Raw genomic sequence first — 22,010 nt, 5'->3', positions numbered from 1 at the left:
ATCCTTCGCCGGGCCGGTACTTAGCCGACTTTGCGCATATTCAAAAAGATGCCGGGGCTTGCTGATCTGCCCGAAGAAAGGCTCCAAACGCGGATTTGTTCACAATTGAATACATTGGTGCTAATCTAGAGTTGCGGTCTGTCACACCATCGTCATGGCGTGCATCTGGAGCCGTCTTTGAAGCACCCGCATTTCTTCGCCCTTGGTGTCCTTCCCCGCACATGCCTTTTCGGCGCGCTGCTGCTGTGGTCGGCGGGCGACGCGATGGCGGCCTGCACCAGCACTTCGGGCGTGAGACTGCAAGCCACGGCGGGCTCCGTGTGCAGCGCGGCCGGCAGCTACGGCAGCAGCGGCGTGCCCGGGGGGCAATCAGCACTGGGCGCATCGGGCGGCGGCATCGTCAATGCCGCGGGCCTCATCACCATGACGATGTCCCAGAGCGGCATCAACGGCGTGTACGCGACGGGCACCGGCTCGCAGATCAACCTGCTTGGTGGCCTGACGCTGGACCGCCCCGGCGCAAGCACGGGCATCCGCGGCCTGCGCGCGGCGAGCGGGGGCACCGTCACCGTGAACGGGCCGTTGTCGATCACGCTGTCCAACGGGGCCAGCAACTATGGCATTTACGCGGAGCTGGCGAACACTCGCGTCATCCTGAACGGCGACACCAGCATCACCATGGGAGCCGGGGCTTCGTACTCTCCCGGCATTCGCATGACTACGGGGGCGAGCCTCGTGTCGAACGGTGCGATGGTCATCAGCGCGGCTGGCGACTCGAGGTCCGATGCGATCGCGACCGATCTTGGCGGCACCGCGCAACTGAACGGCAGCCTGAACCTGAGCGTGAGCGGCCAGCAGGCCTCGGCGCTCAAGATCACCAGCGCCGGAACCATCACCTACACGGGCACGGCAAGCCTGAACAACTCGGGCCTCAACGGGTCGGGCATCCGTGCGGTCACGGGCGGCGTGGCAACGGCCGCCGCATCGTCGAGCACCACGATCCATTCGAGCGGCATCAACAGCATCGGCATCTCGGTGCGCGATGCCGGCTCGCAGGTGAACCTGGCGGGCCCCGTGGCGATCCAGGCCACCGGCGTCACTCAGGCGAACACGCCAAGCGGCACGCAGGAGTCGTACGCCGCGGGCCTGCTGGTCACCGGCGGCGGCGCGATCAACGCGACGGGCTCGCTCGCGATCACCACCACCGACGCCAGCAGCTACGGCGCCGCGATGCTCGCCAGCAGCCCTTCGATCAGCGCCACCGGCACCGGCTCCATCACCGCCGCTGGCAGTGCGCTGGGCTTTCTCTCGGGCTCAGGCCAGACGGCAAGCTTCGACGGCTTTGCAATCACAAGCGCATCGGGCGACCTCGTGCGCGTCGATGCAGCCACTGGCGCGGTGCTCACATTGAAGAACACGAGCGCCACCGCCAGCAGCTCCGGCAACCTGCTGCAGGCACTAAACGGCAGCAGCCTCACTTTCACCGCCGATCGCAGCACGCTGAGCGGCAACGTCGTGACGGACACCACCAGCGTCGTCGACATGCGCCTGTTGAACGGTTCCAGCCTTGCGGGCAGCATCGATCCGGTGGACCTCACCGTCGATGCCACGAGCCGCTGGACGATGACGGGCAGCTCGTCGCTGAGCAGCGTGACGCTCGCGGGGCGAATCGACTTCCAGCCGCCGGGCTCTGCGGGCTCAGGCTTCGTGCCGCAGACGCTCACCGTCAACGGCAACTGGGTGGGGCAGGGCGGCATCGTGGGCATGCGCACTGCCCTCGGGGACTCCGGCTCACTGACTGATCGCATCGTCATCAACGCAGGCACCGTGAGTGGCACCACCACGCTGCAAGTGAGCAATGCAGGCGGCCTCGGCGCATTGACGACGGGCGACGGCATCATGCTCGTGAGCGCCATCAATGGAGCGACGACCACGGCGCAGACCACGAAGAATGGCTTCTCCCTGGCTGGCGGCCATGTGGACGCCGGCGCCTACGAGTACCGCCTCTACAGCGCGGACGCCTCAGGGGCCGGCGAGAACTGGTACCTGCGCTCGACCGCGCCGGCGACCGCGAGTCCGACAGGCCCGGCCACCGCGACCTTGCCAACCTACCGCGCCGAGGTTCCCCTGTTCGCCGCGCTGCCGTCGCAACTTCGGCGGGCCGATCTGGCGATGCTGGGCAACCTGCACCGGCGCATGGGCGATGGCGATGGTGTCGCGTCGAATGAAAGTGCGCCGCAGGGCCAGCGTGCCGCATGGGGCCGGCTGGTGTACGCCGACATCGACCTGCGCCAGCAGGGCGCGGTCGCGCCCTCAAGCGACGGGCGCCTGCGCGGCTTCCAGACCGGTGTGGACCTGTATGCGCCAACGGGCTCGGCATGGCGCGCCGGTGTGTACGTCGGCCAGCTCGAAGGCCGCGTCGGCGTGCAAGGCTTTGCGCGTGGCGTGCAGGGCACTGTGGGCAGCAACGACCTGCGCTCGCGCTACCTGGCGGCCTACGCCACGTGGAAGGACGATGAGAACAATCGCTATGCCGACGCCGTCCTGCAGGGCGGCAGCCACCGCTACGGCGTTGAAGCGACGGGCAACCAGGCCAGCTGGGGCAAGGGCCGCAGCCTGCTGGCGTCGCTGGAGGTCGGACAGGCCTTCGGGCTCGCTCCGGGCTGGCGCATCGAGCCGCAGGCCCAGGTCGTCTATCAGAAGCTGAAGCTCGACGACGCAGTTCTCTCCGGTGCCAATGTGTCGCAGCAAACCGGTGGCGGTTGGCTAGGCCGCCTTGGCGTACGCGTGCGCGGTGAAGTTGCAACGGCCGCCGGCCTGCTGCAGCCCTATGCACGCCTGAACCTCTACAGCGCCAGCGCGGGCACCGACGTCGCGCAGTTCATCAACGCGGCGGCCGTCACGCGCATCGCCAGTGCCACCGGCTACCGCAGCGTGGAGCTGACCGGTGGATTTACCTTGCCGCTTTCGCGAGCCGCCAGTGTCTATGGCGAGATCGGTCGCCTCTATGCGATGGGCGGTGACACGCGGGCACGGTCGTCGTTGCAAGGGTCTGCTGGCGTGCGCGCGCGCTGGTAGCGTTGTGAAGCGAAGAAAAAGAAAAAGCCCGCTGTCCATAAAAGACAGCGGGCTTTCCAGAGGCCTTGCGGCTTGTATTGGCTCCTCGACCTGGGCTCGAACCAGGGACCTACGGATTAACAGTCCGGCGCTCTACCGACTGAGCTATCGAGGAACAGCCTCAAATTATATGCAATGGATTTGTCGATCCTGGCCGGCCGGCTGCATTTTTTGCGTCGGTGCGATGACTGCCCGCAACACCTTCGCCACAGCGCAATTGAAAATGCCCCGCTACCTTTTGAGTAGCGGGGCATTCAGAGGCCTTGCGGCTTTGTAGTGGCTCCTCGACCTGGGCTCGAACCAGGGACCTACGGATTAACAGTCCGGCGCTCTACCAACTGAGCTATCGAGGAACAAGCCTTAGATTATAGCGTGCTTTTTTACGGCTTCTCAAGAGTGCGTTCAAAGCGCAACGCTCAGGCCCAGACGCAGCGTGCGCGGCGCACCCGGGAACAGATACACGTGGCTGAACTGGTAGGGCGATTCCTTCCAGTAGCGGCGGTCGAACAAGTTGTCGACGGCCAGCGTCCAGCTCGTGTTCACGCCGCGCAGCTTGGTGTCGTAGCGCAGCACCGCATCGACGCGTGTCCACGAAGGCAGCGTGATCGAACCATCGGGCAGCACGTTGCGCCGGCCTTCATACGAAAGCTGCCCCGCGATTTCAAGCCCCGGCACCGATGCGACGCGGTACGCAGCCTGCGCACGCAGCACTTCCTTGGGCACGTTGGTCGGCGATTGCCCATTGAGCGCCGGATTCGCAGTGCTGCCGCGCCGCTTGGCATCGATCACCGCGACGCTGCCACCGATGCGCCACGGCCCCTGGCTCCATTGCGCACCGGCCTCCAGGCCGCGATGCACCGCGCGCCCGTCGTTGCGCACTTCGCAATAGGCGCCGCACAGGTCGATGTTGGTCATCGGCCGCGAGATGTCGAACCATGCCACTTGCCAGTTGAAGGCCTCGCTGCCGCCCTTCAGGCCCAGTTCCCATTGGCGCGAGGTGAGCGCGGGCAGTGCCTGCCCCGCGTTGCTGTACTGCGAGACCCTGTTCGGCACGACCTGCGACTCGACACCCTTGCCCCAGCTTGCATAGGCCAGCAGCCCCGGCTGGATGGTGTAGCTCGCCGCGATCCACGGCGTGGTCACGTCCTGCTTGTACCCGGTCGGGCTCGAGCCGTCGTTGCCGATGCTGCTGCGGTCGAGCCGCGTGTGGCGCACGCCGAGCCAGGTGGTGAAGCGGTCATTCCAGCGGATCGCGTCCTGCACCGACAGTTCGGTCGAGCGCTCGTCGCGGTTGGTCTGCGGCGTGGTGGCGTCCGGGCTCGCCGGCACCACGGCTGTGCCCCAGATGTTGCCGGTGCCCGCGTAGTTGTAGGCCTGGTTGTCGAAGCGGTTGCGCACGCGGCTTTGCAGCAGCCCGAAGCCGAGCTCGTGCCGCACGCTGCCCGTCATCACATTGCCCTTGAGGTTGAGGCTGCCCGCCGTCTGCGTGCGGCGCTCGTTGTCGCTGCGGAAGTCGTAGACGTCGAAGGTGCCGTCCGAGCAATACCGGTCGTAGTTGCCTTCGGCGCTGCAGCCGAAGGCGTAGGCCAGCCGGTCGTCGCTCTTCAGCCGCTGCTGGCCGATCTGCGCGCTCCAGCGCCAGTCGGCATTCAGAGCCTGGCTGAAGCGCACCGTGCCCGTCAGCGCCTTGAACACCGAGGGCTGCGACCACGGCTGGTTGTTGAGGTTGATGCGCGGGTCGACTGGCGCCGGCAGCACGTTGCCCAGCAGGCTGTAGCCATTCTGGCTCGGCTGCGTCTTGCGGCTTTGCTCGATCTCGAACTCCAGCACCGAGTCGCGCGTGATGCGCCAGTCGGCCGCGAGCGAGAACAGGTTGCGGTTGCCGTCGAGGTTGTGCGTCAGCGGCTTGAGGTTTTCGCTCGCCACGTTGAGTCGGTAGCCGAACTGGCGGTCTTCACCGAAGCGCCCGCCGAGGTCGAGCGCACCGAGCACGCTGCCACGACTCGTGGTCTCGATGCGCACCGTGCGCAGGTCCTGCTCGGTGGGCCGCTTCACGACGTAGTTGACCAGCCCGCCCGGCGCGCTGGTGCCAGCCTGGATGCCGCTGGTGCCGCGCAAGATTTCGACGCGCTCCTTGTTGTCGAGCGGAATCGATGTCTCGGCGCTGATCGGCAGGCCTTCGCGCCGGTAGTTGAAGCGGTTGTCCAGCACGAAGCCGCGCACCGTGAGGTAGTCCCAGTAGCCCGCGGAGTTGTAGGCGTCGGTGACCGCGGCGTCGAACTGCGTGAGGTCGGCGAGCCGGCGTGCGCCGCTGTCGCGCAGCTGCTTGCTGTCGATCACCGTGGCCGAGATCGGCAGCTCGCGCAGTGGCACGTCGCCGAAGCCGCTCACGTCGGCTTGCGGCGCCGCGGCCGCATCGTTGACGGTGACTTCAGGCAGCGCGGCCTGTTGCGCGTTGGCGCTCCAGGCCGTGGCAAGAAGGGTGGCGGCGATGGCGCACGAGAGAGGCGAGAGGGTGTGTTGCTTCATTCTGTTCAGTTGCTGACCGCAGCGGTGCTCATGGCTGCCATCCATTGCGCGGCCGTGGCCTCGGGGTCTTCGGCCGCGACCAGCGCGCGCACCACGGCGACGGAGCCGACGCCGGTGACCAGCACCTCGGGCAGCCGCACGGCATCGATGCCGCCGATGCCTACCTGCGGATAGCCGCGCAGCAGGCGTGCATAGGCGCCGAGCCGGGCCGCGCCCTGCGGCGCGGTCGCCATCTTCTTGAGCGTGGTCGGGTACACCGCGCCCATCGCGATGTAGCTCGGGCTCACCTTGTCGGCGCGCACCATCTCGGCATAGCCGTGCGTGCTGACGCCCAGCCGCAGGCCGGAAGCGCGCAGTTGCGCCAGTTCGTTCGGCGAGAGTGCGTCCAGGTCTTCCTGGCCGAGGTGAATGCCGTAGGCGCCGGCCGCGATGGCAACCTGCCAGTGGTCGTTGATGAAGAGCAGCGCGCCGGTGCCTTGCACCGCTTCAACGGCCGCCTGCACTTCGCGCTCGATGGCCGAGGCGTCGTCGGACTTGAAGCGCAGCTGCACCGTCGGTACTCCTGCACGCGCCATGCGGCCGACCCATTGCGCGTCGGGCAGCACGGCGTACAGGCCGAGTCGTTCGGGGCAGAGCGGAAATGCATCGTCGCGCGCAGTGGGTGGAAACGGCCGCATGCCGAAGTCTTCGGGCGCGTCGGGCCACAGCGCGGCGTCGAAGCTGCTCAGGCGTTGTGTCTTCACGCGCCAGGCATGGGCCAGGCATTCGGCATCGATCTCGATGAAGCCGAGGGCCGTGCAGGCCTGCTTGGCGCCGCGGTAGACCGGATCGTCCGAAGAGAAGTTCGGTGCACTGATGGGCGTGGATGTGATGGCACCAAAGCGCAGCCCGTGGGCCGCGACGATGGCGTGCGCGATGGCGCGGGCGTCGTTCGCGGTGCTCATGGTGCGTGATGCCAGAAGGGCGTGCCGAGTACGGGCGTGCTCGGCTGGGCGGCGTCTTGCGCTGCCATGGCGCCGGCGCGATATGCGGTGCGGCCGGCCTGCACCGCGTCGGCGAAAGCGCCCGCCATCGCGACCGGGTCTTGCGCCAGCGCAACGGCTGTGTTGAGCAGCACGCCGTCGTAGCCCCATTCCATCACCTGGCAAGCATGCGACGGCAGCCCCAGGCCCGCGTCGACCAGCATCGGCACCTTCAGCCGATCGCGCAGCACCTGCAGCGCATAGGGGTTGACCGGCCCGCGGCCGGTGCCGATGGGTGCGGCCCATGGCATCACCGCCTGGCAGCCGACATCGACCAGTCGCTGGCACAGCACCAGGTCTTCGGTGCAATAGGGCAGCACCTTGAAGCCGTCGCGGATCAGCTGCGAGGCCGCATCGACGAGGTTCAGCGTGTCGGGCTGCAGCGTGTAGTCGTCGCCGATCAGCTCGAGCTTGATCCACGGCGTGTCGAACAGCTCGCGCGCCATCTGCGCGGTGGCGATCACTTCCTGCACGCTGTGGCAGCCGGCGGTGTTGGGCAGCACCGACACGTCGAGCTTGCGCAGCAACTCCCAGAAGCCGTTGCCGAGGTCGCTGTTGCCAGAGCCCTGGCTCGCCGTCTGGCGGCGCAGCGAGGCGGTCAACATCGCTGGCTTTGCGCGCTTCACCGCGGCTTCGAGCAAGTCGGGCGAGGGGTAGCGTGCGGTGCCGAGCAGCAGGCGGCTCTGGAAGGTTTCGCCGTAGAGCACCAGTGGGTCGTTCGTGGTCGTCATGTTCTTTGTCTCCATCATTCAGCCGCCCGTCACGGGGCGGATCACTTCGATGCGGTCGTCGGACTGCAGTGCGCGCGCGGCATACGCCGAACGCGGCACGAACTCCCGGTTCACTGCCACCGCGAAAGGCGGCGTGGCGTTCAGTGCGGCCAGCGCGTCGGTGAGCGTGGCGTGGTCGGGCAGCACGAAAGGCTTGTCGTTGATCAGGATGTTCATGTGTCGGAGGTCTCCATGCCGAAGCTCCTTGCGAGGGCCGAGTGGCCGTGCGCGAGCAGCTCCATCGCGGCGTCGAGCAGCGCGGGCGCGATCATGAAACCGTGGCGGTACAGGCCGTTGATCTGCAGCACGCGCGGCTGCGGCTGGCGGATGGCGGGCAGGTTGTCGGGCAGCGTGGGGCGGCACTGCGTGGCGATCTCGACGATGCGCGCTTCGGCGAAGCCGCTGTGCACGGCATAGGCGGCGCTCAGCAGTTCGAGCGTTGAGCGCACGCTGGCGGGCGACATGTCTTCGGACTCGATCTCGGTCGCGCCGATCACGAACAGGTTGCCGGGCTTGGGCGCGATGTAGAGCGGGTAGCGCGGATGCACGAGGCGGGTGGGGCGCTGCAGGCTCACTTCGGGCGCATGCACGCGGATTACTTCGCCGCGCACGCCGCGCAGTGCGTTCCATTGGGGCTTGGCGCCGAGGCCGCGGCAGTCGATCACCCAGTCGGGCTGGCCTGTCGTGCCGGGTGAAAAATCAGACGGTGCGCGTGGCGATTGCCAGTGCAGCGTGACACGAGGGTTGTCTTGCAGCGTCGCAAGAAGCGAAGCCAACAGCGCACGGTTGTCGAGCTGGCCTTCGCCCGGCAGGAACAGGCCCCGCGCGAAGCGCTGGCCCAGCGAAGGCTCCAGCGCTGTGATGGCCGGGCCGTCGAGCGTCTGTATCGGCGCGAGTTCGGGCACCTGCGCGCCGGTGCGGGCGAGCACGCGCGCAAGCCGCGCGGCTTCGGCGCTGTCCTGCCGGTGCCAGAGCACCAGCGTGCCTTCGCGCTGGAAGAAAACGGGCTGCGCCAGCGAGGCCAGCAGTTCGGGCCAGCGCGAGAGCGCGTGCTGCCCCATGCGCACGACCGACACCGGCGCCACGGCCGATTCGGCAAGCGGCGCAAGCATTGCCGCTGCCACGCGCGCGGCAGCGCCTTCGGCATCGGGACTGCCAGCTTCGAACAGATCGACCTTGCAGCCAGCCTGCGCGAGCGTCACCGCCAGCAGGCGGCCCATGAGGCCCGCGCCGAGGATGGCGGCCGATTGAAAAGGAAGGCTCACAGCCGTGCTCCTTCGCATTGCCGATACCGCCGATAATTTTCGGCATGACCCAAGGACCCACCCAGCGCTACGCACGCGTGCTTTCCATCGCCGGCTCCGACAGCGGCGGCGGCGCCGGCATCCAGGCCGATCTCAAGACCTTCGCGGCCCTCGGCTGCTACGGCATGACGGCCATCACCGCGCTCACCGCGCAGAACACGCTCGGCGTATCGGGCATCCACGGTGTGCCGCCCGATTTCCTCAAGGCGCAGATCCAGGCCGTGGTGGAAGACATTGGCGTCGATGCCGTCAAGCTCGGCATGCTGCATGCGCCCGAGGTGGTCGAGGTGGTGGCCTGGGCCATCGACCGCTACCAGCTGAAGAACGTGGTGCTCGACCCCGTGATGGTCGCCACCAGCGGCGACCGCCTGATCGCCGCCGAGACGGTGCAGGTGCTGGTGCGCGAACTGTTCCCGCGCGCCGTGGTCGTCACGCCCAATCTCGACGAGGCGGCCTTGCTGATAGGCCATGCCATCGATGGCGTCGATGCGCTCGATGACGCGGCAAGCGAGTTGCTCGCGCTCGGCGCGAAGGCCGTGCTGCTCAAGGGCGGCCATCTGCCGGGCGATGGGGTGGTCGACGTGCTGCTGCAATCCGGCGGTGAGCGCAGGCGCCTGGCTTCCAAGCGCATTGCCAGCCGCAACCTGCACGGCACGGGATGCACGCTGTCGTCCGCCATTGCCGCGCACCTTGCGTTGGGTGCGGCGCTGCCCGAGGCGGTCGAACGGGCGCGCACCTACATCCTCGGCGCGATGGCTGCCGGTGCGGATGTGAAGATCGGCGCGGGTCATGGCCCCCTCAACCACGGCTTTGCGCCAGTTCCGACGCACCGCCTGCCGTTGTCAGCTTCGGCCGGCTGAGCCAGGCCAGCACGAAGGTCGCCGCCAGCGTCGGCAGGGCAGAGCCGAACTGCGGCGCCCACTTGGCCAGCGCGTGATACGCCGCGATGCCCGCGATCCAGATCAGCGCCGCGCCGAAGTCGATCTGGCGCGTACCGGCCAGTGATACCGACTGGCCGCTGCCCAGCCGCCCGATGATCACGCCGTACAGCGGCACGAACACCGAGCTCAACAGCAGCAGGAAAGGCTCCAGCGTGTGCATCGGCAGCACCAGCGCCAGTGCGATGCACAGCGCGGCCAGCAGCAGGCCCCAGCGCTTCACGCTCCATCGCGGCAGCAGGCTGTGCGTGGAGACCGAGCCCGAATAGACATCGCCGTACGCGTTGTCGAGTTCGTCGATCAGGATCAGGCCCAGCGCCACCAGTCCGCCCTGCGCCAGCAGCAGCGCTGTGACGAGGCTCGCGCCGGGCTCGGCCACGCTCACCACCATCACGCCCAATGCGTAGCACCAGATGTTCGCCAGCGCATAGCCGATCCAGGTGCCGCTGAACGCGCTGCCCAGCCCTCCGGCATTACGTTTGCCGTGTCGCGCGTAGTCGGCCACCAGCGGCAGCCACGACACCGGCATCGCGATCACGAGGTCGAGCGCGCTGAACATGCCCATCGTGCCGTCGCCCGGACGTGCCCAGAAGGCGTCCAGGCCCTTGGCCTGAAGCTGCGTCGCGAATTGCCATGTGAGCCAGAGCAGCGACAGCACCACCAGCGGCAAGCCGAAGCGGCTCACGAAGCGCCTCACCAGCTTGACCATCGAGCCCGAGAGCAGCGCCAGCAGCACCGCACCCCACAGCAGCGTGGTCAGCACGCCGCCCCAGGCGGTGCCCAGCGAGGGGCCGATCACCGACTGGCCGATGGCTTGCGTACCTTCCCGCATGATGACCAGTTCGAAGGTGGTCCAGCCCACCAGCTGAACGATGTTGAGCAGCACCGGCAGCCGCGCGAAGGCACTGCCGTAGGTGGCGTGCATCAGGCCGGCGCTCGCCAGGCCGCTCTCGCAGCCCAGCCGCGCGGTCCAGGCCAGCAGGCCGGCGCCGACGCAGGAGCCGAGCACGATGGCAATGACTGCATCGCGCGTGCCCACGGCCGGCACCAGGTAGGCGCCGATCTGCATCACCAGCAGGCCCACGCCGAGGCTGAACCAGAGCGAAGCATGGTCGTGCCAGCCGAACACGCGCTGGGACGCGGGCAGCGGCGTCAGCGCCTCGTTCGAGACGGTCGCGTCGTTGTTGTCGTTTGCCATCCATTTGCTCCAGTGCAAAAGGTTTGGCAGGTGGGCGGGGCCCCAGTGGCGCGGCCATCACGCGAGAGAACGTGAGAGGCCACCGGACCAGCTTCCCTGCGCGAGGATTACCTCAATCAGGTTCAAAGGGACTTTCTCAGCCGGACGGCAAGCCGCCCAACACCCCTAGCAAGTACGCCGCGAGGAACCCACGGCGCGGGGCGGAGTTTATCCCCTGCGGGGAAGCCGCAACAGCATGCGTGCCTTTGCGAGGCAGGGAAAACCCGCAGAGCGTGCACAGGCCACGAGAGAATCGGCGTCCAAAGAAGAACTGCCAATCAAAGAAACGGGAGCGCGCGCCGATAAGCGAGCAGGAACAAGAAATGAAGAAGGACTTGCATGGCAGATAGGGATTTCGCTGGCACCGGCCTACGGCGCTTCAGGGTCGACGTAGGCACCATCATCTGCGCCGTCGCGCTGTTGCAGTCGCTGCTGCTGGTGGCATTCGGCTACTGGGCCGCTGAGAAGCTGGTGTCCAGGGTGGGCACGGCCTCGCACAAGATCAACCATGACCGGGTCGAGGACAACGTGCTCGCCTTCCTCGCCAAGACCGAGGGAGTCATTCGCTCGATTGCCGACTCTCCCAGCGTGCACGCCACCGGCGAGGATGGCGAACAGACCGCCGAGATGCTCTGGACCATGCTCGAGCAGACCCCCGAGCTCGACAGCATCAACGTGGCCACCGACGACGGCCACGTCTTGATGGCTGTGCGCTACCCGACCCCGGCCATCCGGCAGGTGTTGCGCGGCCCCGACTTCAGCACCGAAACCTGGCAGTACAAGCGCTCGCCCGACGCCGAGGGCGGCGACGCGAAGCAGCGCTTTGCTACGACGGCCATCACGGCCTATCGCAGCGACTTCGACCCCGAGAAGCGCACCTGGTACCGGGAGGCCATGAAGGCGCATGGACCCGTGTGGACCCAGCCTTTCCTGATGAGCGACTCACAGGAGCTTGCAATCGGCCATTCATTGCCCAGCGCACGTGTCGACGACGAGGGGCACACACGCCGGCTCGTGATCGACGGCAACGTGTCGCTGGGGCATCTGTCGAAGCTCGTGCGCATCTTCGGCGCGCTGGGGACCGGCGAGAGCGCCTTGCTGAGCGCCGACCATCACGTGATTGCGCGCAGCGACCACCCCGACCCGGTGCGCGAACTGGAGTCGCCAGACACCGGTGTGCTAGGCGCCTTGCATGCGCACATGCTTGCCGCGGGCAAGGCGGGTGGCGCTGACGACATGGCTTTTTCCATCGAGCATGAAGGGCGCAAATACCTCGTGCAGACCTCGCACATCCCGCACACCCGGTGGCAACTCGTCAGCTGGGAGCCCGAAGACCTGTTGCTCGGCGGCCTGCATCGCTCGGTGCTCTGGGCGCTGCTGCTGACGCTGAGTTTTCTCGGCATCGCGCTGTTCATCTCGCTGCGGCTGTCGAAGCTCGTGACCCAGCCGATCGAAAACCTCGCGCTTGTCGCGCGCCGCATCGGGCGGCTGGAGCTAGACAACCTGCCGCTCGAGCCGAGCCGGGTTCTGGAGATCCAGCATCTGAACCAGGCGCTGGACGAATCGGCGCGCAGCCTGCAGGCCTTTCGCAAGTTCGTGCCGGTGGACATCATCCGCCAGCTCGTCGCCGAGGGCCACGCGCTCGCGCCCAGCGGCTCGCCGCGCCGCATCACCGCGATGTTCACCGACGTGGAGGGCTTCACCACCATCTCCGAATCGATGGAAGCCGACGTGCTCGTGAGGCAGCTGACCGAGTACTTCAACCTGGCGGCCGGTATCTTTGCGCGGCATGGCGGCGTGGTCGACAAGTTCATGGGCGACGGCATCATGGTGTTGTGGGGCGCGCCGTCCGACCTGGAAGATGCGGAATACCGGGCCTGCGTCGCGGCGCTCGAACTGCATGCCGAAATGGACGTGCTCAACGACAAATGGCGGGGCGAAGGCCTGCACGAGTTCCGCACGCGCGTAGGCATCCACACCGGCCACGTGATCGCGGGCGTGCTCGGGTCGAGCAACCGGCTGTCTTACACCGCCATCGGCGACGCGATCAATGCGGCAAGCCGCATCGAGGGCGCCAACAAGGAACTGGGCACGCGCACGCTGATCTCGCAGACGACCTTCGAGGGGCTGGGTGAGCGGCTCGCCACGCGCCGCATCGAGGAGATGGCTGAGTTGCGCGGCCGGCAGACGCGCATGGTGCTCTACGAACTGCTGGGGCCTACGCAGCCCTGACCCTGCGCGCGAACGCCTCCAGCCCGTCGATGGTGATCTGGATGTGCCGCTCGAAGCTGCTGTCGAGCGGCACGGTGGTGCCGTTGTCCCAACGCAGGATGAAGGCTTTGTTGGCCAGTTGCGCCAGGTTGCGCGTGAGCACCGGGTGGTCGAGTGGGCGAATCGTGTGCACGCGCTCGCGCAGCTCCTCGGCCCAGGCCTGGGTGTTGTCCACGGGCAGGGGCGAGAATTCCATCGTCAGGAAGCCCAGCATCGCGGCGACCACGCAGTTGTAGGCCTCCAGCAGCGGCTCGCCCTCGAAGCCGGCTTCGGTCAGCGCCGCCAGCACGCCCTCGACCAGCTCGATCGGCAGGCTGCCGTTCGACACCAGCTGCGCGCCCAGCAGCTGCGCCACGTTCGGGTGGCGCCGCACCGCGGTGCGGCAGCGGCGGAACAGTTCGGTGATCCATGCCTGCCAGTCGAGCTTGCCGGGCGGCGGCGTGACTTCGGCCATGACGGCGGCGGCCACTTCGGCCAGCAGTGCCTCGCGCGTGCTCACGTGCCAGTGCACGGTGGCCGGATAAACATCGAGCCGCGCCGCGACCTCGCGCATGCTGAAGGCGCCCAGGCCAAATTCGTCGATCTGCGCCAGTGCGACTTCGGCGATGCGTTGTTTCGTCAGGCCGCCACCGCCGGCGGGGCGGCCGGCCGTACGGGGCTTGGGAGGCGATTTCTTCGTCATGGTTGCGGCCATTGTGCGGCAGCCGGGTTGACTGTATAAACAATATTAATTGAGCACTGACCAATAAACTGCGCTGCGAGCGACGATCGCATCACCACCCGAAGGACATCCGCCATGACCCATGCCGCCATCGACCAGGCTCTTGCCGGCGCATACCAGCGCTTCACCGAGAGCAACCCCGCCAGCCGCCATCAGTTCGAGGAGCAGGCGCGCTACATGCCCGGCGCCAACAGCCGTTCGGTGCTGTTCTACGCGCCGTTTCCGCTGACCATCGCCAAGGGGGAGGGGGCCGCGCTGTGGGATGCCGACGGCCACCGCTATGCCGACTTCATCGCCGAGTACACGGCCGGCGTCTACGGCCACACCGCACCCGAGATCCGTGAAGCCGTCACCGAGGCGATGCAAAGCGGCATCAACCTCACGGGCCACAACCTGCTCGAAGGCCGGCTGGCAAGGCTTATCTGCGAGCGTTTTCCGCAGATCGAGCAGTTGCGCTTCACCAACTCGGGCACCGAGGCGAACCTGATGGCGCTGACTGCCGCGCTGCACTTCACGGGGCGCCGCAAGATCGTGGTGTTTGCGGGCGGCTACCACGGTGGCGTGCTGGGTTTCGGCGCAAAGCCGCTGCCGACGACGGTGCCGTTCGATTTCCTGGTGCTGCCCTACAACGATGCGCAGACGGCGCGCGAGCAGATCGAAAGGCACGGCGCCGAGATCGCCGCCGTTCTGGTCGAGCCGATGCAGGGGGCGAGCGGCTGCATTCCGGGGAGCCTCGACTTCCTGGAGGCGCTGCGCGAATCGGCCACGCGCGTCGGTGCGCTGCTGGTTTTCGACGAGGTGATGACCTCCCGCCTGGCGCCGCACGGGCTGGCGAACAAGCTGGGCATTCGGTCAGACCTCACCACACTGGGCAAGTACATCGGCGGCGGCATGTCCTTCGGCGCTTTCGGCGGGCGTGCCGACGTGATGGCGCTGTTCGACCCGCGCACCGGGTCGCTGGCCCACTCGGGCACCTTCAACAACAACGTGCTGACGATGGCCGCCGGTTATGCAGGCCTCACCAAGCTGTTCACGCCCGAGGCGGCCGGCGCGCTGGCGGAGCGGGGCGAGGCGATGCGGGCGAGGCTCAATGCGCTGTGCGTGAAAGAGGGCGTTGCGATGCAGTTCACCGGGCTGGGCTCGCTGATGAACGCGCATTTCGTGGGCGGCGAGGTGCGCAGCGTCGACGATCTGGCACCAGTCGATGGCCGCCTGCGCCAGCTGCTTTTTTTCCACCTGCTGAGCGAGGGCATCTACACCTCGCCGCGCGGCTTCGTCGTGCTGTCGCTGCCATTGGCGGATGCGGATATCGACCGCTACGTCGCCGCCATCTGCAGCTTCATCGGCGAATACCGGGCGCTGCTGCCTGGCGCGCGTTAACGGGAGCCGGAAACGCCCAGCAGCTCGTGCAGACGCGTGCTGGTGGTCGTGTACTGCAGCGGCACGGCCTTGCCTGGGAACACGATGGCCGTGGCGCCCCAGGCGGCCAGCGTGGCCTCGTGGAAGCCGCAGACGATGAGCTTCTTCTTGCCCGGGTAGGTGTTGATGTCGCCCACCGCGAACACACCGCGCTCGCGGGTTTCGTATTTCTCGGTGTCGACAGGCACCTGTTTGCGCTCCAACTCCAGGCCCCAGTCGGCGATGGGGCCGAGGCGCGGCGAGATGCCCAGGCAGGCGATCAGCGCGTCGAGCGGAAGATCGACCGTGGTGGCGTCAGGCGTGGTGATCTGCAGTTGCTTGCCGTCGAAGGCAGTGGGCTGGCCGACCTTGAAGGCCAGCTTGCCCGCGGCCACGAGGGCGCGCATAGCTGAGATGTTGGCCTCGTCAGCCTGGAAGCCGTCGCGCCTGTGCACCAGCGTGACCTGCTTGGCCGCGGCCGTGAGCGCAATGGCGGTTTCGAGCGCGATGTCGTCGCCGCCATTCACCACCACTGTCTGCCCGGCGAAGCGGTCCAGCGAATCGGGGTGATAGAAGAGCGAGCTGCCTTCGAACTGCGCGATGCCCTCGATGGTGATGCGCTTGGGTACGAAGGCCCCGACGCCGGCCGCGATGAACACCGTCTTCGCCAGGAAGGCCGTGCCGACCGAAGTCGTCAGCAGCAACCGGTCGTCAGCCTGGCGCTCCAGCGTGGCAACCTGCTCGCCGAAATGAAACTGCGGCTTGAACGGCGCCACCTGCTGCAACAGCGACTGCGCCAGACCGCGCCCGCTGGTCATCGGCGTGCCGGGAATGTCGTAGATCGGCTTGTCGCCATACAGCGCCACGCACTGGCCGCCCGCGGCGGGCAGTGCATCGACGATATGACAGGAGATTTCGAGCAGGCCCAGCTGGAAGGCCTGGAACAGCCCCACGGGGCCGGCACCGACGATCAGGGCGTCGGTTTCGATGGGGGTAGCCAAGGTGCTCAGCGCACCAGCTCCCCGATCTTGTCCGTCTTGTCTTTCCACTCTTCGGCGTCAGGCAGGGCGGGCTTGCGCTTGGTGATGCTCTTCCAGCCGTCAGCCAGGGCCAGCTCGGCGTTGATCTTGATGAAGGCGATCTGGTTGGCCGGCAGGTCTTCCTCGGCGTAGATCGCGTTGACCGGGCATTCGGGGATGCAGACTGCGCAGTCGATGCATTCGTCCGGGTCGATCACCAACATGTTGGGACCTTCGCGGAAGCAGTCGACGGGGCAAACGTCCACGCAGTCGGTGTATTTGCAACGGATGCAGGCTTCGGAGACGACGTGAGTCATTTGTCTTTTAACGTCAGTGTGAGATCGGGGGAAACCCGAGATTTTAGGCCTTTGCGGCGGCGGGCTGCACAAGCACGGCAGCGGCGGTCTTGTGGGAGGCCGTATCGACCAGCACCAGGGAGCCCAATGCACGCGATTGCGTGAAGGGAAGCACGGCCAGCGGCTGCTGCAATGCCAGCACCACGTCGCCGATGGCATTGGCTTCCAGCTGCGTTGCCGGCTCCGATTCGAGCGTCGTGATGTTCACGCGATCGACGATGCGCGCCACCTTGGCCTTGACCCAGCGGTGGCCCTGCAGCGCCCAGTACACGCGGCCCGCGACCAGCGGCTCGTCGTCGAGCCAGGCCACGGTGGCGGTGATCTCGCGCACCGGCTCGAAGGCGCCGGGCGCCAGCAGCCAGTCGCCGCGCGACACATCGACCTCGCGGTCGAGCACGATGCCGGCGCTGTGGCCTGCATGCACCGCCTTCGGCTGGCGCGTGTGGCTCAGCACCTGCGCGACCGTGGCGGTCTGGTTGCTCGGCAGCACGGTCACGCGCTGGCCGGGTTCCACGTGGCCCGAGGCGACGCGGCCCCAGAACACGCGGCGGCCCTGCGAGGTGTCGGCGGAAGAAGAGAACTTCTCGACCCACTGCACCGGGAATGCGAAGGGCACGTCCTCGTCCTGCGCCGTGACGGGCAGCTCCTCGAGCAGCTCGAGCAGGCCCGGGCCTTCGTAGCCGACCCAGTCGGCATGGCGCGTGGCCACGTTCCAGCCCTTGAGCGCCGAGATCGGCACGATGCCCGCCACCTGCACGCCAGCCGCTTCGGCAAAGGCGTTCAGCGCGGTCGAGATGCGTTCGAAGGCGAGGCCGGCGTCGTCGATGGCGTCGAGCTTGTTCACCGCGAACACGATCGACTGCACGCGCAGCAGATGGCACAGCAGCGTGTGGCGGCGCGTCTGCGGGAGCAGTTCGCGCTTGACCACGGTGCCGTCTTCCACTTCGGCGGCCCAGGCCAGCTTGGTTGCGTCGACCAGCACAACGGCGGCGTCGGCGGCCGAAGCGGCCGTGACCATGTTGCGCGTGTATTGCTCATGGCCCGGCGCGTCGCCGATGATGAACTTGCGCTTGGCGGTCGAGAAGTAGCGGTAGGCCACGTCGATCGTGATGCCTTGCTCGCGCTCGGCCGAGAGGCCGTCGGTCAGCAGGGCGAGGTCGGTTTCGCCGCCGCGTTGCACGCCGGCGAGCTGGTCTTGCAGCACGGTCTTGCTGTCGACCAGCAGGCGGCCGATGAGCGTGCTCTTGCCGTCGTCGACCGAGCCGCAGGTGATGAAGCGCAGCGCGGTGCCGGTGTCGCCGTGGACGTCGGTGTTCACAGGGGTAGCAGTCGTCGTCGCGCTCATCAGAAGTAACCGTCTTTCTTGCGTTTTTCCATGGATGCTTCGGACGTCATGTCGTCCATGCGCGTGGCGCCGCGCTCGCTGACGTCGACCGACAGCGTCTCCAGCACCACGTCGCCCGCGTCGGCCGCGAGGCTCTCGACCGGGCAGGTGGTCGTGATGTCGCCCACGGTGCGAAAGCGCACGTCGCGCACCTGTACCGTTTCGCCGTCGCGCGGCGGGGTGAGCTCGGTCACCGGCACCAGCAGGCCGCGGCGCTCCACCACTTCGCGCTTGTGCGTGTAGTAGATGGACGGCAGGCCGACATGCTCGCGCTCGATGTATTGCCACACGTCGAGTTCAGTCCAGTTCGAGATCGGGAACACGCGGAAGTGTTCGCCCGGAGCCAGGCGGGTGTTGAACAGCGTCCACAGCTCGGGGCGCTGGTCCTTGGGCTGCCATTGGCCGAAGCTGTCGCGGTGCGAAAAGATGCGTTCCTTGGCGCGGGCCTTTTCCTCGTCGCGGCGGGCGCCGCCGATCAGCGCGTCGAAGCGGAATTCTTCGATCGCTTCGAGCAGCGTCACCGACTGATGCGCGTTGCGCGACTCGCCCGGATGGGCCAGGCGCACGGTGCCGCGCTTCATCGAATCTTCGACGCTGCGCACGATCAGCTCGGCGCCCAGTTCCTTCGCGCGCTGGTCACGATAGGCCGTCACTTCAGGGAAGTTGTGGCCGGTGTCGATCATCAGCAGCGGGTAGGGAATGCGGCCCACGCCGAAGGCCTTTTCCGCGCACTTCAGCAGCACCAGCGAATCTTTCCCGCCCGAGAACAGCAGGGTGGGGCGCTCGAAGGCGGCCGCGACCTCGCGCAGGATGAAGATGGTTTCTTCTTCCAGCGCATCGAGGTGCGTGTTGGAGAGGTGCGCTGGCGACAGCAGCAGTTCGGTTTCGGTACGGGCGTTCATCGGATGGGGTGCTGGATGCAGAGGATCGGTGAGCCGTTGGCTCTCAGTGCGCGAGATGCAATCCGCACTCGCGGTTGTCTTCGCCCTTGGTCGGGTCCACGTAGTCGAAGTTGTTCGGCAGGCCGTGCGCCTCGCAGTACTCGTACAACTCCTTGGACGACCAGTGCAGTAGCGGCGCGACCTTGATCAGGCCGTCCGGATTGACGCTGACCGGGTCCATCTGCGCGCGCACGGCCGTGTCGGTGGCCCGAAGTGCGGTGAACCAGACCTTCGGTGCCGTCTCGCGCAGCGCGCGGGCAAAGGGCTCCAGCTTCACTTCTTCCGTGAAGGCGGCATGGCGCGGATCGTCGAGCGCCGGGGTCGGGCCCTCGACCGCTTCGCGATGCGCACGCGAGCGGCGCGGCAGGTAGATGTGCAGGTCCAGGCCCAGTTGCTTGGTCACCTCGTCGGCAAAGCGGTAGGTGGCCTCGGTGTTGTAGCCGTTGTCCATCCAGACCACGGGAACATCGCGCTTTGCGCGCGTGACCATGTGCAGGATCACCGCCTCGAAAGGGCGGAAGTTGGTGGTGATGATCGCGGGCTGGCCCAGGCCGATCGCCCAGTCCACCAGGCCCTCGGCGTTGCGGCCGAGTTCGGTGTTGATGCGTGCGAAGTCGATGTCCGTGGCAATGCTCATGTCGAAGGTTCCCATTCGCTCTCAGTTGCCGGCCGCGAAGTGCGGCGCGGTCTGCACCGCGTCGCCCTGGTAGAAGGCGGCGAAGCGGTCGAACTGGCGCTGCGCGTCGGAGGCGTCCACGCCTTCCTTGAGCACGGCGCTGGAGAAGCCGGTGCGTTCCATCTGCACCAGCTGGTCGATCAGCACGTCGCCCGTGGCGCGGATGTCGCCCTGGAAGCCCAGGCGGCGGCGCAGCAGGAAGGCCTGGCTGTAGGCGCGGCCGTCGGTGAACTTCGGAAAGTTCAGGTCGATGCGCTCGATGTCGGCCAGGCACACCTCGATGGCGAGCGGGTCGGCGTCGTTGGCCAGTTGCAGAACCTTCGGATCGCCGTCGTCGATGTGTTCTTCTGCCGAGAGGATGTTGAGTTTCTTGTTCATGCTGCTTCCTCCACCTTGAAGCGTGCACCGTTGGCGGCGGCCTTGAACGGGTCCGGGCCTACGCGGCGCAGCGTGTCGATGAAGTTCTCGCCGCTCTCGCGGGTGTCGCGGTAGGTGGTGAGCACGGCCTCGATCACGCCCGGCACTTCGGCCGCCGAGAACGAGGGGCCGACAGCCTTGCCGGCCTGCGGCGCGCCGCTGAGCTCGGAGCCGTCGGAGCCGCCGAGGGTGACCTGGTACCACTCCTTGCCGTCCTTGTCGACGCCCAGGATGCCGATGTGGCCGCTGTGGTGGTGGCCGCACGAGTTGATGCAGCCGCTGATGTGCAGGTCGATCTCGCCCAGGTCGTCGAGCTCGTCGAGATCTTGATAACGCTCGGTGATGGCTTCGGCGATGGGAATGGAGCGCGCATTGGCCAGCGCGCAGAAGTCGCCGCCGGGGCAGGCGATCATGTCCGTCAGCAGGTGCACGTTGGCGCTGGCGAGGCCGGCGGCGCGGGCGGCGAGCCACAGCGCGTGCAGGTCTTCGGCATGCACCCAGGGCAGCACCACGTTCTGGTCGTGCGTCACGCGGGCCTCGCCGGCCGAGAAGCGGTCGGCCAGTTGCGCGAGCGTGTCGAGCTGGTCGGCCGATGCGTCGCCGGGCGCCTGCTTCAGGCGCTTGAATGACAGCGTGACGGCGCGCAGCGCGGGGTTCTTGTGCGGCGCCACGTTGCGGGCGAGCCAGCGGGCGAACTGCACGTCGTCTGCGGCGTGGGCGCGCAGTTCGGCGTCGGTCTTCTCGGCGCTTTGCAGCACGCGGGTGGCGAGCGTCGGCGGCACGAAGGAGGCGGCCACGCGGTCGTACTCCTCCTGCGTGATGGTGTGCGGCGCACCGTCATGCTCGAGGATCTGCTTGTACTCGGCGTCGACGTCGTCGATGTAGCGCTGGCCTTCGGCCTTCACCAGAATCTTGATGCGCGCCTTGTAGATGTTGTCGCGGCGGCCATAGCGGTTGTAGACCCGGATCACCGCTTCGAGGTAATTCATGATCTGCTGCCACGGCAGGAACTCGCGCAGCACAGTGCCGATGATGGGGGTGCGGCCCATGCCGCCGCCCACCTGCACGCGAAAACCGATTTCGCCCGCTTCGTTCTTCACCACGTGCAGGCCCACGTCGTGCCAGCCGGTGGCGGCACGGTCTTCAGTGGCGCCCGTGATGGCGATCTTGAACTTGCGCGGCAAGAACGCGAACTCGGGGTGCAGCGTGCTCCACTGGCGCATGATTTCCGCGAACGGGCGCGGGTCGGCGATTTCGTCGACGGCAATGCCGGCGCGCTCATCGCTCGTGATGTTGCGGATGCAATTGCCGCTGGTCTGAATGCCGTGCATGTCGACCGAAGCCAGCAGGTCCATCACGTCGGCCGACTTGGCGAGCGGAATCCAGTTGTACTGGACGTTCTGGCGCGTCGAGAAATGGGCGTAGTGGGTCGGGAGCTTGTGGCTGCCGAGCAGGCCTTGCGTCTCGATGGCCTTCTTGTAGACCTCGGCTTCGGGCTCGTCATATTCGCGGGCGATGCGGGCCAGCACGCGGATCTGGCGGCTCGAGAGCTCGCCGTAAGGCACGGCCACGCGCAGCATCGGCGCGTAGCGCTGCACGTACCAGCCGTTTTGCAGCCGCAGGGGGCGGAACTCGTCTTCGGCGAGCTTGCCCTTTTGCCAGCGCTCCAGCTGGTCGCGGAATTGGGCAGCCCGCTGGTGGACGAACTGGCGATCGAATTCTGTGTATTGGTACATCGTGCGTGCGTATGTCTTGAAGTGCGGTGCGTCCAGCGCCCCAGCAAGAAGCCGAGATTCTGAAAGCCGGCCTTATGGAAACAAACTATTTTTTGGTTCGCGCTTTATGCGGATAAGCTTATTCGCCAGCATCCATGCGGGTTGCGGGACGGTTTGATGCTTATTCCGGATAAG

General features: G+C 67.0%; 18 protein-coding genes, 2 tRNA genes and 1 riboswitch. Of the genes, 4 read left to right on the top strand and 16 right to left on the bottom strand.

Going from position 1 to position 22,010, the window contains the following annotated elements; all coding sequences use genetic code 11:
* Window positions 1-177 precede the first annotated feature (177 nt).
* Window positions 178-3,078, top strand: coding sequence for an autotransporter family protein (locus BLW48_RS08575; protein ID WP_093174030.1), 2,901 nt, complete (start codon window positions 178-180; stop codon window positions 3,076-3,078).
* A 78-nt stretch (window positions 3,079-3,156) separates the two neighbouring features.
* Here the strand turns inward: BLW48_RS08575 and BLW48_RS08570 are convergent.
* From BLW48_RS08570 to BLW48_RS08540, 7 genes are all read right to left on the bottom strand, one after another.
* Window positions 3,157-3,232, bottom strand: a tRNA-Asn gene (locus tag BLW48_RS08570).
* Window positions 3,233-3,394: 162 nt separating this feature from the next.
* Window positions 3,395-3,470, bottom strand: a tRNA-Asn gene (locus BLW48_RS08565).
* A gap of 49 nt (window positions 3,471-3,519) precedes the next feature.
* Entirely contained in the window at window positions 3,520-5,646 is a 2,127-nt protein-coding gene (locus BLW48_RS08560) for a TonB-dependent siderophore receptor (protein ID WP_093174027.1), read from the bottom strand.
* 5 nt (window positions 5,647-5,651) lie between these two features.
* Window positions 5,652-6,590, bottom strand: a complete 939-nt coding sequence (locus tag BLW48_RS08555; protein ID WP_093174025.1) for a thiamine phosphate synthase — start codon at window positions 6,588-6,590, stop codon at window positions 5,652-5,654.
* Window positions 6,587-7,399: a thiazole synthase gene (locus BLW48_RS08550; RefSeq protein ID WP_093174182.1), complete on the bottom strand. Its 813-nt coding sequence runs from the start codon at window positions 7,397-7,399 to the stop codon at window positions 6,587-6,589. The genes BLW48_RS08555 and BLW48_RS08550 overlap by 4 nt, the downstream gene beginning before the upstream one ends.
* An 18-nt stretch (window positions 7,400-7,417) precedes the next feature.
* Complete coding sequence (gene thiS / locus BLW48_RS08545) at window positions 7,418-7,615, bottom strand: sulfur carrier protein ThiS (protein ID WP_093074833.1); 198 nt, start codon at window positions 7,613-7,615, stop codon at window positions 7,418-7,420.
* The gene (locus tag BLW48_RS08540) at window positions 7,612-8,703 is read right to left on the bottom strand and encodes an FAD-dependent oxidoreductase (protein ID WP_177142300.1); all 1,092 of its coding nucleotides are present in this window, start codon (window positions 8,701-8,703) and stop codon (window positions 7,612-7,614) included. Before BLW48_RS08540 ends, thiS begins: the two co-directional genes overlap by 4 nt.
* A gap of 44 nt (window positions 8,704-8,747) precedes the next feature.
* Between BLW48_RS08540 and thiD the strand changes: the two genes are divergently transcribed.
* The gene (gene thiD / locus BLW48_RS08535; RefSeq protein WP_093174180.1) at window positions 8,748-9,602 is read left to right on the top strand and encodes a bifunctional hydroxymethylpyrimidine kinase/phosphomethylpyrimidine kinase; all 855 of its coding nucleotides are present in this window, start codon (window positions 8,748-8,750) and stop codon (window positions 9,600-9,602) included.
* On the opposite strand, the gene BLW48_RS08530 is transcribed toward thiD, so the two are convergent.
* Window positions 9,541-10,878, bottom strand: a complete 1,338-nt coding sequence (locus BLW48_RS08530) for a purine-cytosine permease family protein (protein ID WP_093174021.1) — start codon at window positions 10,876-10,878, stop codon at window positions 9,541-9,543. The genes thiD and BLW48_RS08530 overlap by 62 nt on opposite strands.
* Window positions 10,879-10,954: 76 nt before the next feature.
* A riboswitch (TPP riboswitch) is annotated at window positions 10,955-11,055 on the bottom strand.
* Between the two features lie 201 nt (window positions 11,056-11,256).
* Between BLW48_RS08530 and BLW48_RS08525 the strand changes: the two genes are divergently transcribed.
* On the top strand, window positions 11,257-13,149 hold the full coding sequence (locus BLW48_RS08525) for an adenylate/guanylate cyclase domain-containing protein (protein ID WP_093174019.1): 1,893 nt from the start codon (window positions 11,257-11,259) through the stop codon (window positions 13,147-13,149).
* On the opposite strand, the gene BLW48_RS08520 is transcribed toward BLW48_RS08525, so the two are convergent.
* Entirely contained in the window at window positions 13,136-13,870 is a 735-nt protein-coding gene (locus tag BLW48_RS08520; RefSeq protein WP_093174178.1) for a TetR/AcrR family transcriptional regulator C-terminal domain-containing protein, read from the bottom strand. The genes BLW48_RS08525 and BLW48_RS08520 overlap by 14 nt on opposite strands.
* Before the next feature lie 114 nt (window positions 13,871-13,984).
* On the opposite strand from BLW48_RS08520, the gene BLW48_RS08515 reads away from it, so the two are divergent.
* The gene (locus BLW48_RS08515; protein ID WP_093174017.1) at window positions 13,985-15,289 is read left to right on the top strand and encodes an aspartate aminotransferase family protein; all 1,305 of its coding nucleotides are present in this window, start codon (window positions 13,985-13,987) and stop codon (window positions 15,287-15,289) included.
* On the opposite strand, the gene BLW48_RS08510 is transcribed toward BLW48_RS08515, so the two are convergent.
* The 7 genes from BLW48_RS08510 to BLW48_RS08480 are packed head-to-tail and all read right to left on the bottom strand — an operon-like array spanning window position 15,286 to window position 21,836.
* On the bottom strand, window positions 15,286-16,356 hold the full coding sequence (locus BLW48_RS08510; RefSeq protein WP_093174015.1) for an NAD(P)/FAD-dependent oxidoreductase: 1,071 nt from the start codon (window positions 16,354-16,356) through the stop codon (window positions 15,286-15,288). The two genes, BLW48_RS08515 and BLW48_RS08510, sit on opposite strands and share 4 nt — an antisense overlap.
* A complete protein-coding gene (fdxA, locus tag BLW48_RS08505; RefSeq protein WP_056599092.1) occupies window positions 16,314-16,643 on the bottom strand; it encodes a ferredoxin FdxA in 330 nt (109 codons plus the stop codon). Before fdxA ends, BLW48_RS08510 begins: the two co-directional genes overlap by 43 nt.
* Window positions 16,644-16,686: 43 nt before the next feature.
* A complete protein-coding gene (locus BLW48_RS08500; protein ID WP_093174013.1) occupies window positions 16,687-18,027 on the bottom strand; it encodes a sulfate adenylyltransferase subunit 1 in 1,341 nt (446 codons plus the stop codon).
* Window positions 18,027-18,968 carry a sulfate adenylyltransferase subunit CysD gene (cysD, locus tag BLW48_RS08495; RefSeq protein WP_093054501.1) on the bottom strand — a complete coding sequence of 314 codons (942 nt, stop codon included), beginning with the start codon at window positions 18,966-18,968 and terminating at the stop codon, window positions 18,027-18,029. Before cysD ends, BLW48_RS08500 begins: the two co-directional genes overlap by 1 nt.
* Before the next feature lie 43 nt (window positions 18,969-19,011).
* A complete protein-coding gene (locus BLW48_RS08490; RefSeq protein WP_093174176.1) occupies window positions 19,012-19,644 on the bottom strand; it encodes a phosphoadenosine phosphosulfate reductase domain-containing protein in 633 nt (210 codons plus the stop codon).
* Window positions 19,645-19,665: 21 nt separating this feature from the next.
* A complete protein-coding gene (locus tag BLW48_RS08485) occupies window positions 19,666-20,061 on the bottom strand; it encodes a DUF934 domain-containing protein (RefSeq protein ID WP_093054503.1) in 396 nt (131 codons plus the stop codon).
* Window positions 20,058-21,836 (bottom strand): nitrite/sulfite reductase, encoded by a 1,779-nt coding sequence (locus BLW48_RS08480; protein WP_093054505.1) that lies wholly within the window; start codon window positions 21,834-21,836, stop codon window positions 20,058-20,060. Before BLW48_RS08480 ends, BLW48_RS08485 begins: the two co-directional genes overlap by 4 nt.
* Window positions 21,837-22,010: the final 174 nt, after the last annotated feature.

The organism is Variovorax sp. YR266 (assembly GCF_900107295.1).
Classification (GTDB): domain Bacteria; phylum Pseudomonadota; class Gammaproteobacteria; order Burkholderiales; family Burkholderiaceae_C; genus Variovorax.
This window is presented reverse-complemented; position numbering and strand designations above follow the sequence as displayed.

Bases quoted from the DNA above. Each gene is read 5' to 3' on its own strand.
- BLW48_RS08560 (WP_093174027.1), bottom strand. From the start codon at position 5,646: ATGAAGCAACACACCCTCTCGCCTCTCTCGTGCGCCATCGCCGCCACC.
- BLW48_RS08555 (WP_093174025.1), bottom strand. From the start codon at position 6,590: ATGAGCACCGCGAACGACGCCCGCGCCATCGCGCACGCCATCGTCGCG.
- BLW48_RS08550 (WP_093174182.1), bottom strand. From the start codon at position 7,399: ATGACGACCACGAACGACCCACTGGTGCTCTACGGCGAAACCTTCCAG.
- thiS (WP_093074833.1), bottom strand. From the start codon at position 7,615: ATGAACATCCTGATCAACGACAAGCCTTTCGTGCTGCCCGACCACGCC.
- thiD (WP_093174180.1), top strand. From the start codon at position 8,748: ATGACCCAAGGACCCACCCAGCGCTACGCACGCGTGCTTTCCATCGCC.
- BLW48_RS08530 (WP_093174021.1), bottom strand. From the start codon at position 10,878: ATGGCAAACGACAACAACGACGCGACCGTCTCGAACGAGGCGCTGACG.
- BLW48_RS08525 (WP_093174019.1), top strand. From the start codon at position 11,257: ATGGCAGATAGGGATTTCGCTGGCACCGGCCTACGGCGCTTCAGGGTC.
- BLW48_RS08520 (WP_093174178.1), bottom strand. From the start codon at position 13,870: ATGACGAAGAAATCGCCTCCCAAGCCCCGTACGGCCGGCCGCCCCGCC.
- BLW48_RS08515 (WP_093174017.1), top strand. From the start codon at position 13,985: ATGACCCATGCCGCCATCGACCAGGCTCTTGCCGGCGCATACCAGCGC.
- fdxA (WP_056599092.1), bottom strand. From the start codon at position 16,643: ATGACTCACGTCGTCTCCGAAGCCTGCATCCGTTGCAAATACACCGAC.
- BLW48_RS08500 (WP_093174013.1), bottom strand. From the start codon at position 18,027: ATGAGCGCGACGACGACTGCTACCCCTGTGAACACCGACGTCCACGGC.
- cysD (WP_093054501.1), bottom strand. From the start codon at position 18,968: ATGAACGCCCGTACCGAAACCGAACTGCTGCTGTCGCCAGCGCACCTC.
- BLW48_RS08490 (WP_093174176.1), bottom strand. From the start codon at position 19,644: ATGAGCATTGCCACGGACATCGACTTCGCACGCATCAACACCGAACTC.
- BLW48_RS08485 (WP_093054503.1), bottom strand. From the start codon at position 20,061: ATGAACAAGAAACTCAACATCCTCTCGGCAGAAGAACACATCGACGAC.
- BLW48_RS08480 (WP_093054505.1), bottom strand. From the start codon at position 21,836: ATGTACCAATACACAGAATTCGATCGCCAGTTCGTCCACCAGCGGGCT.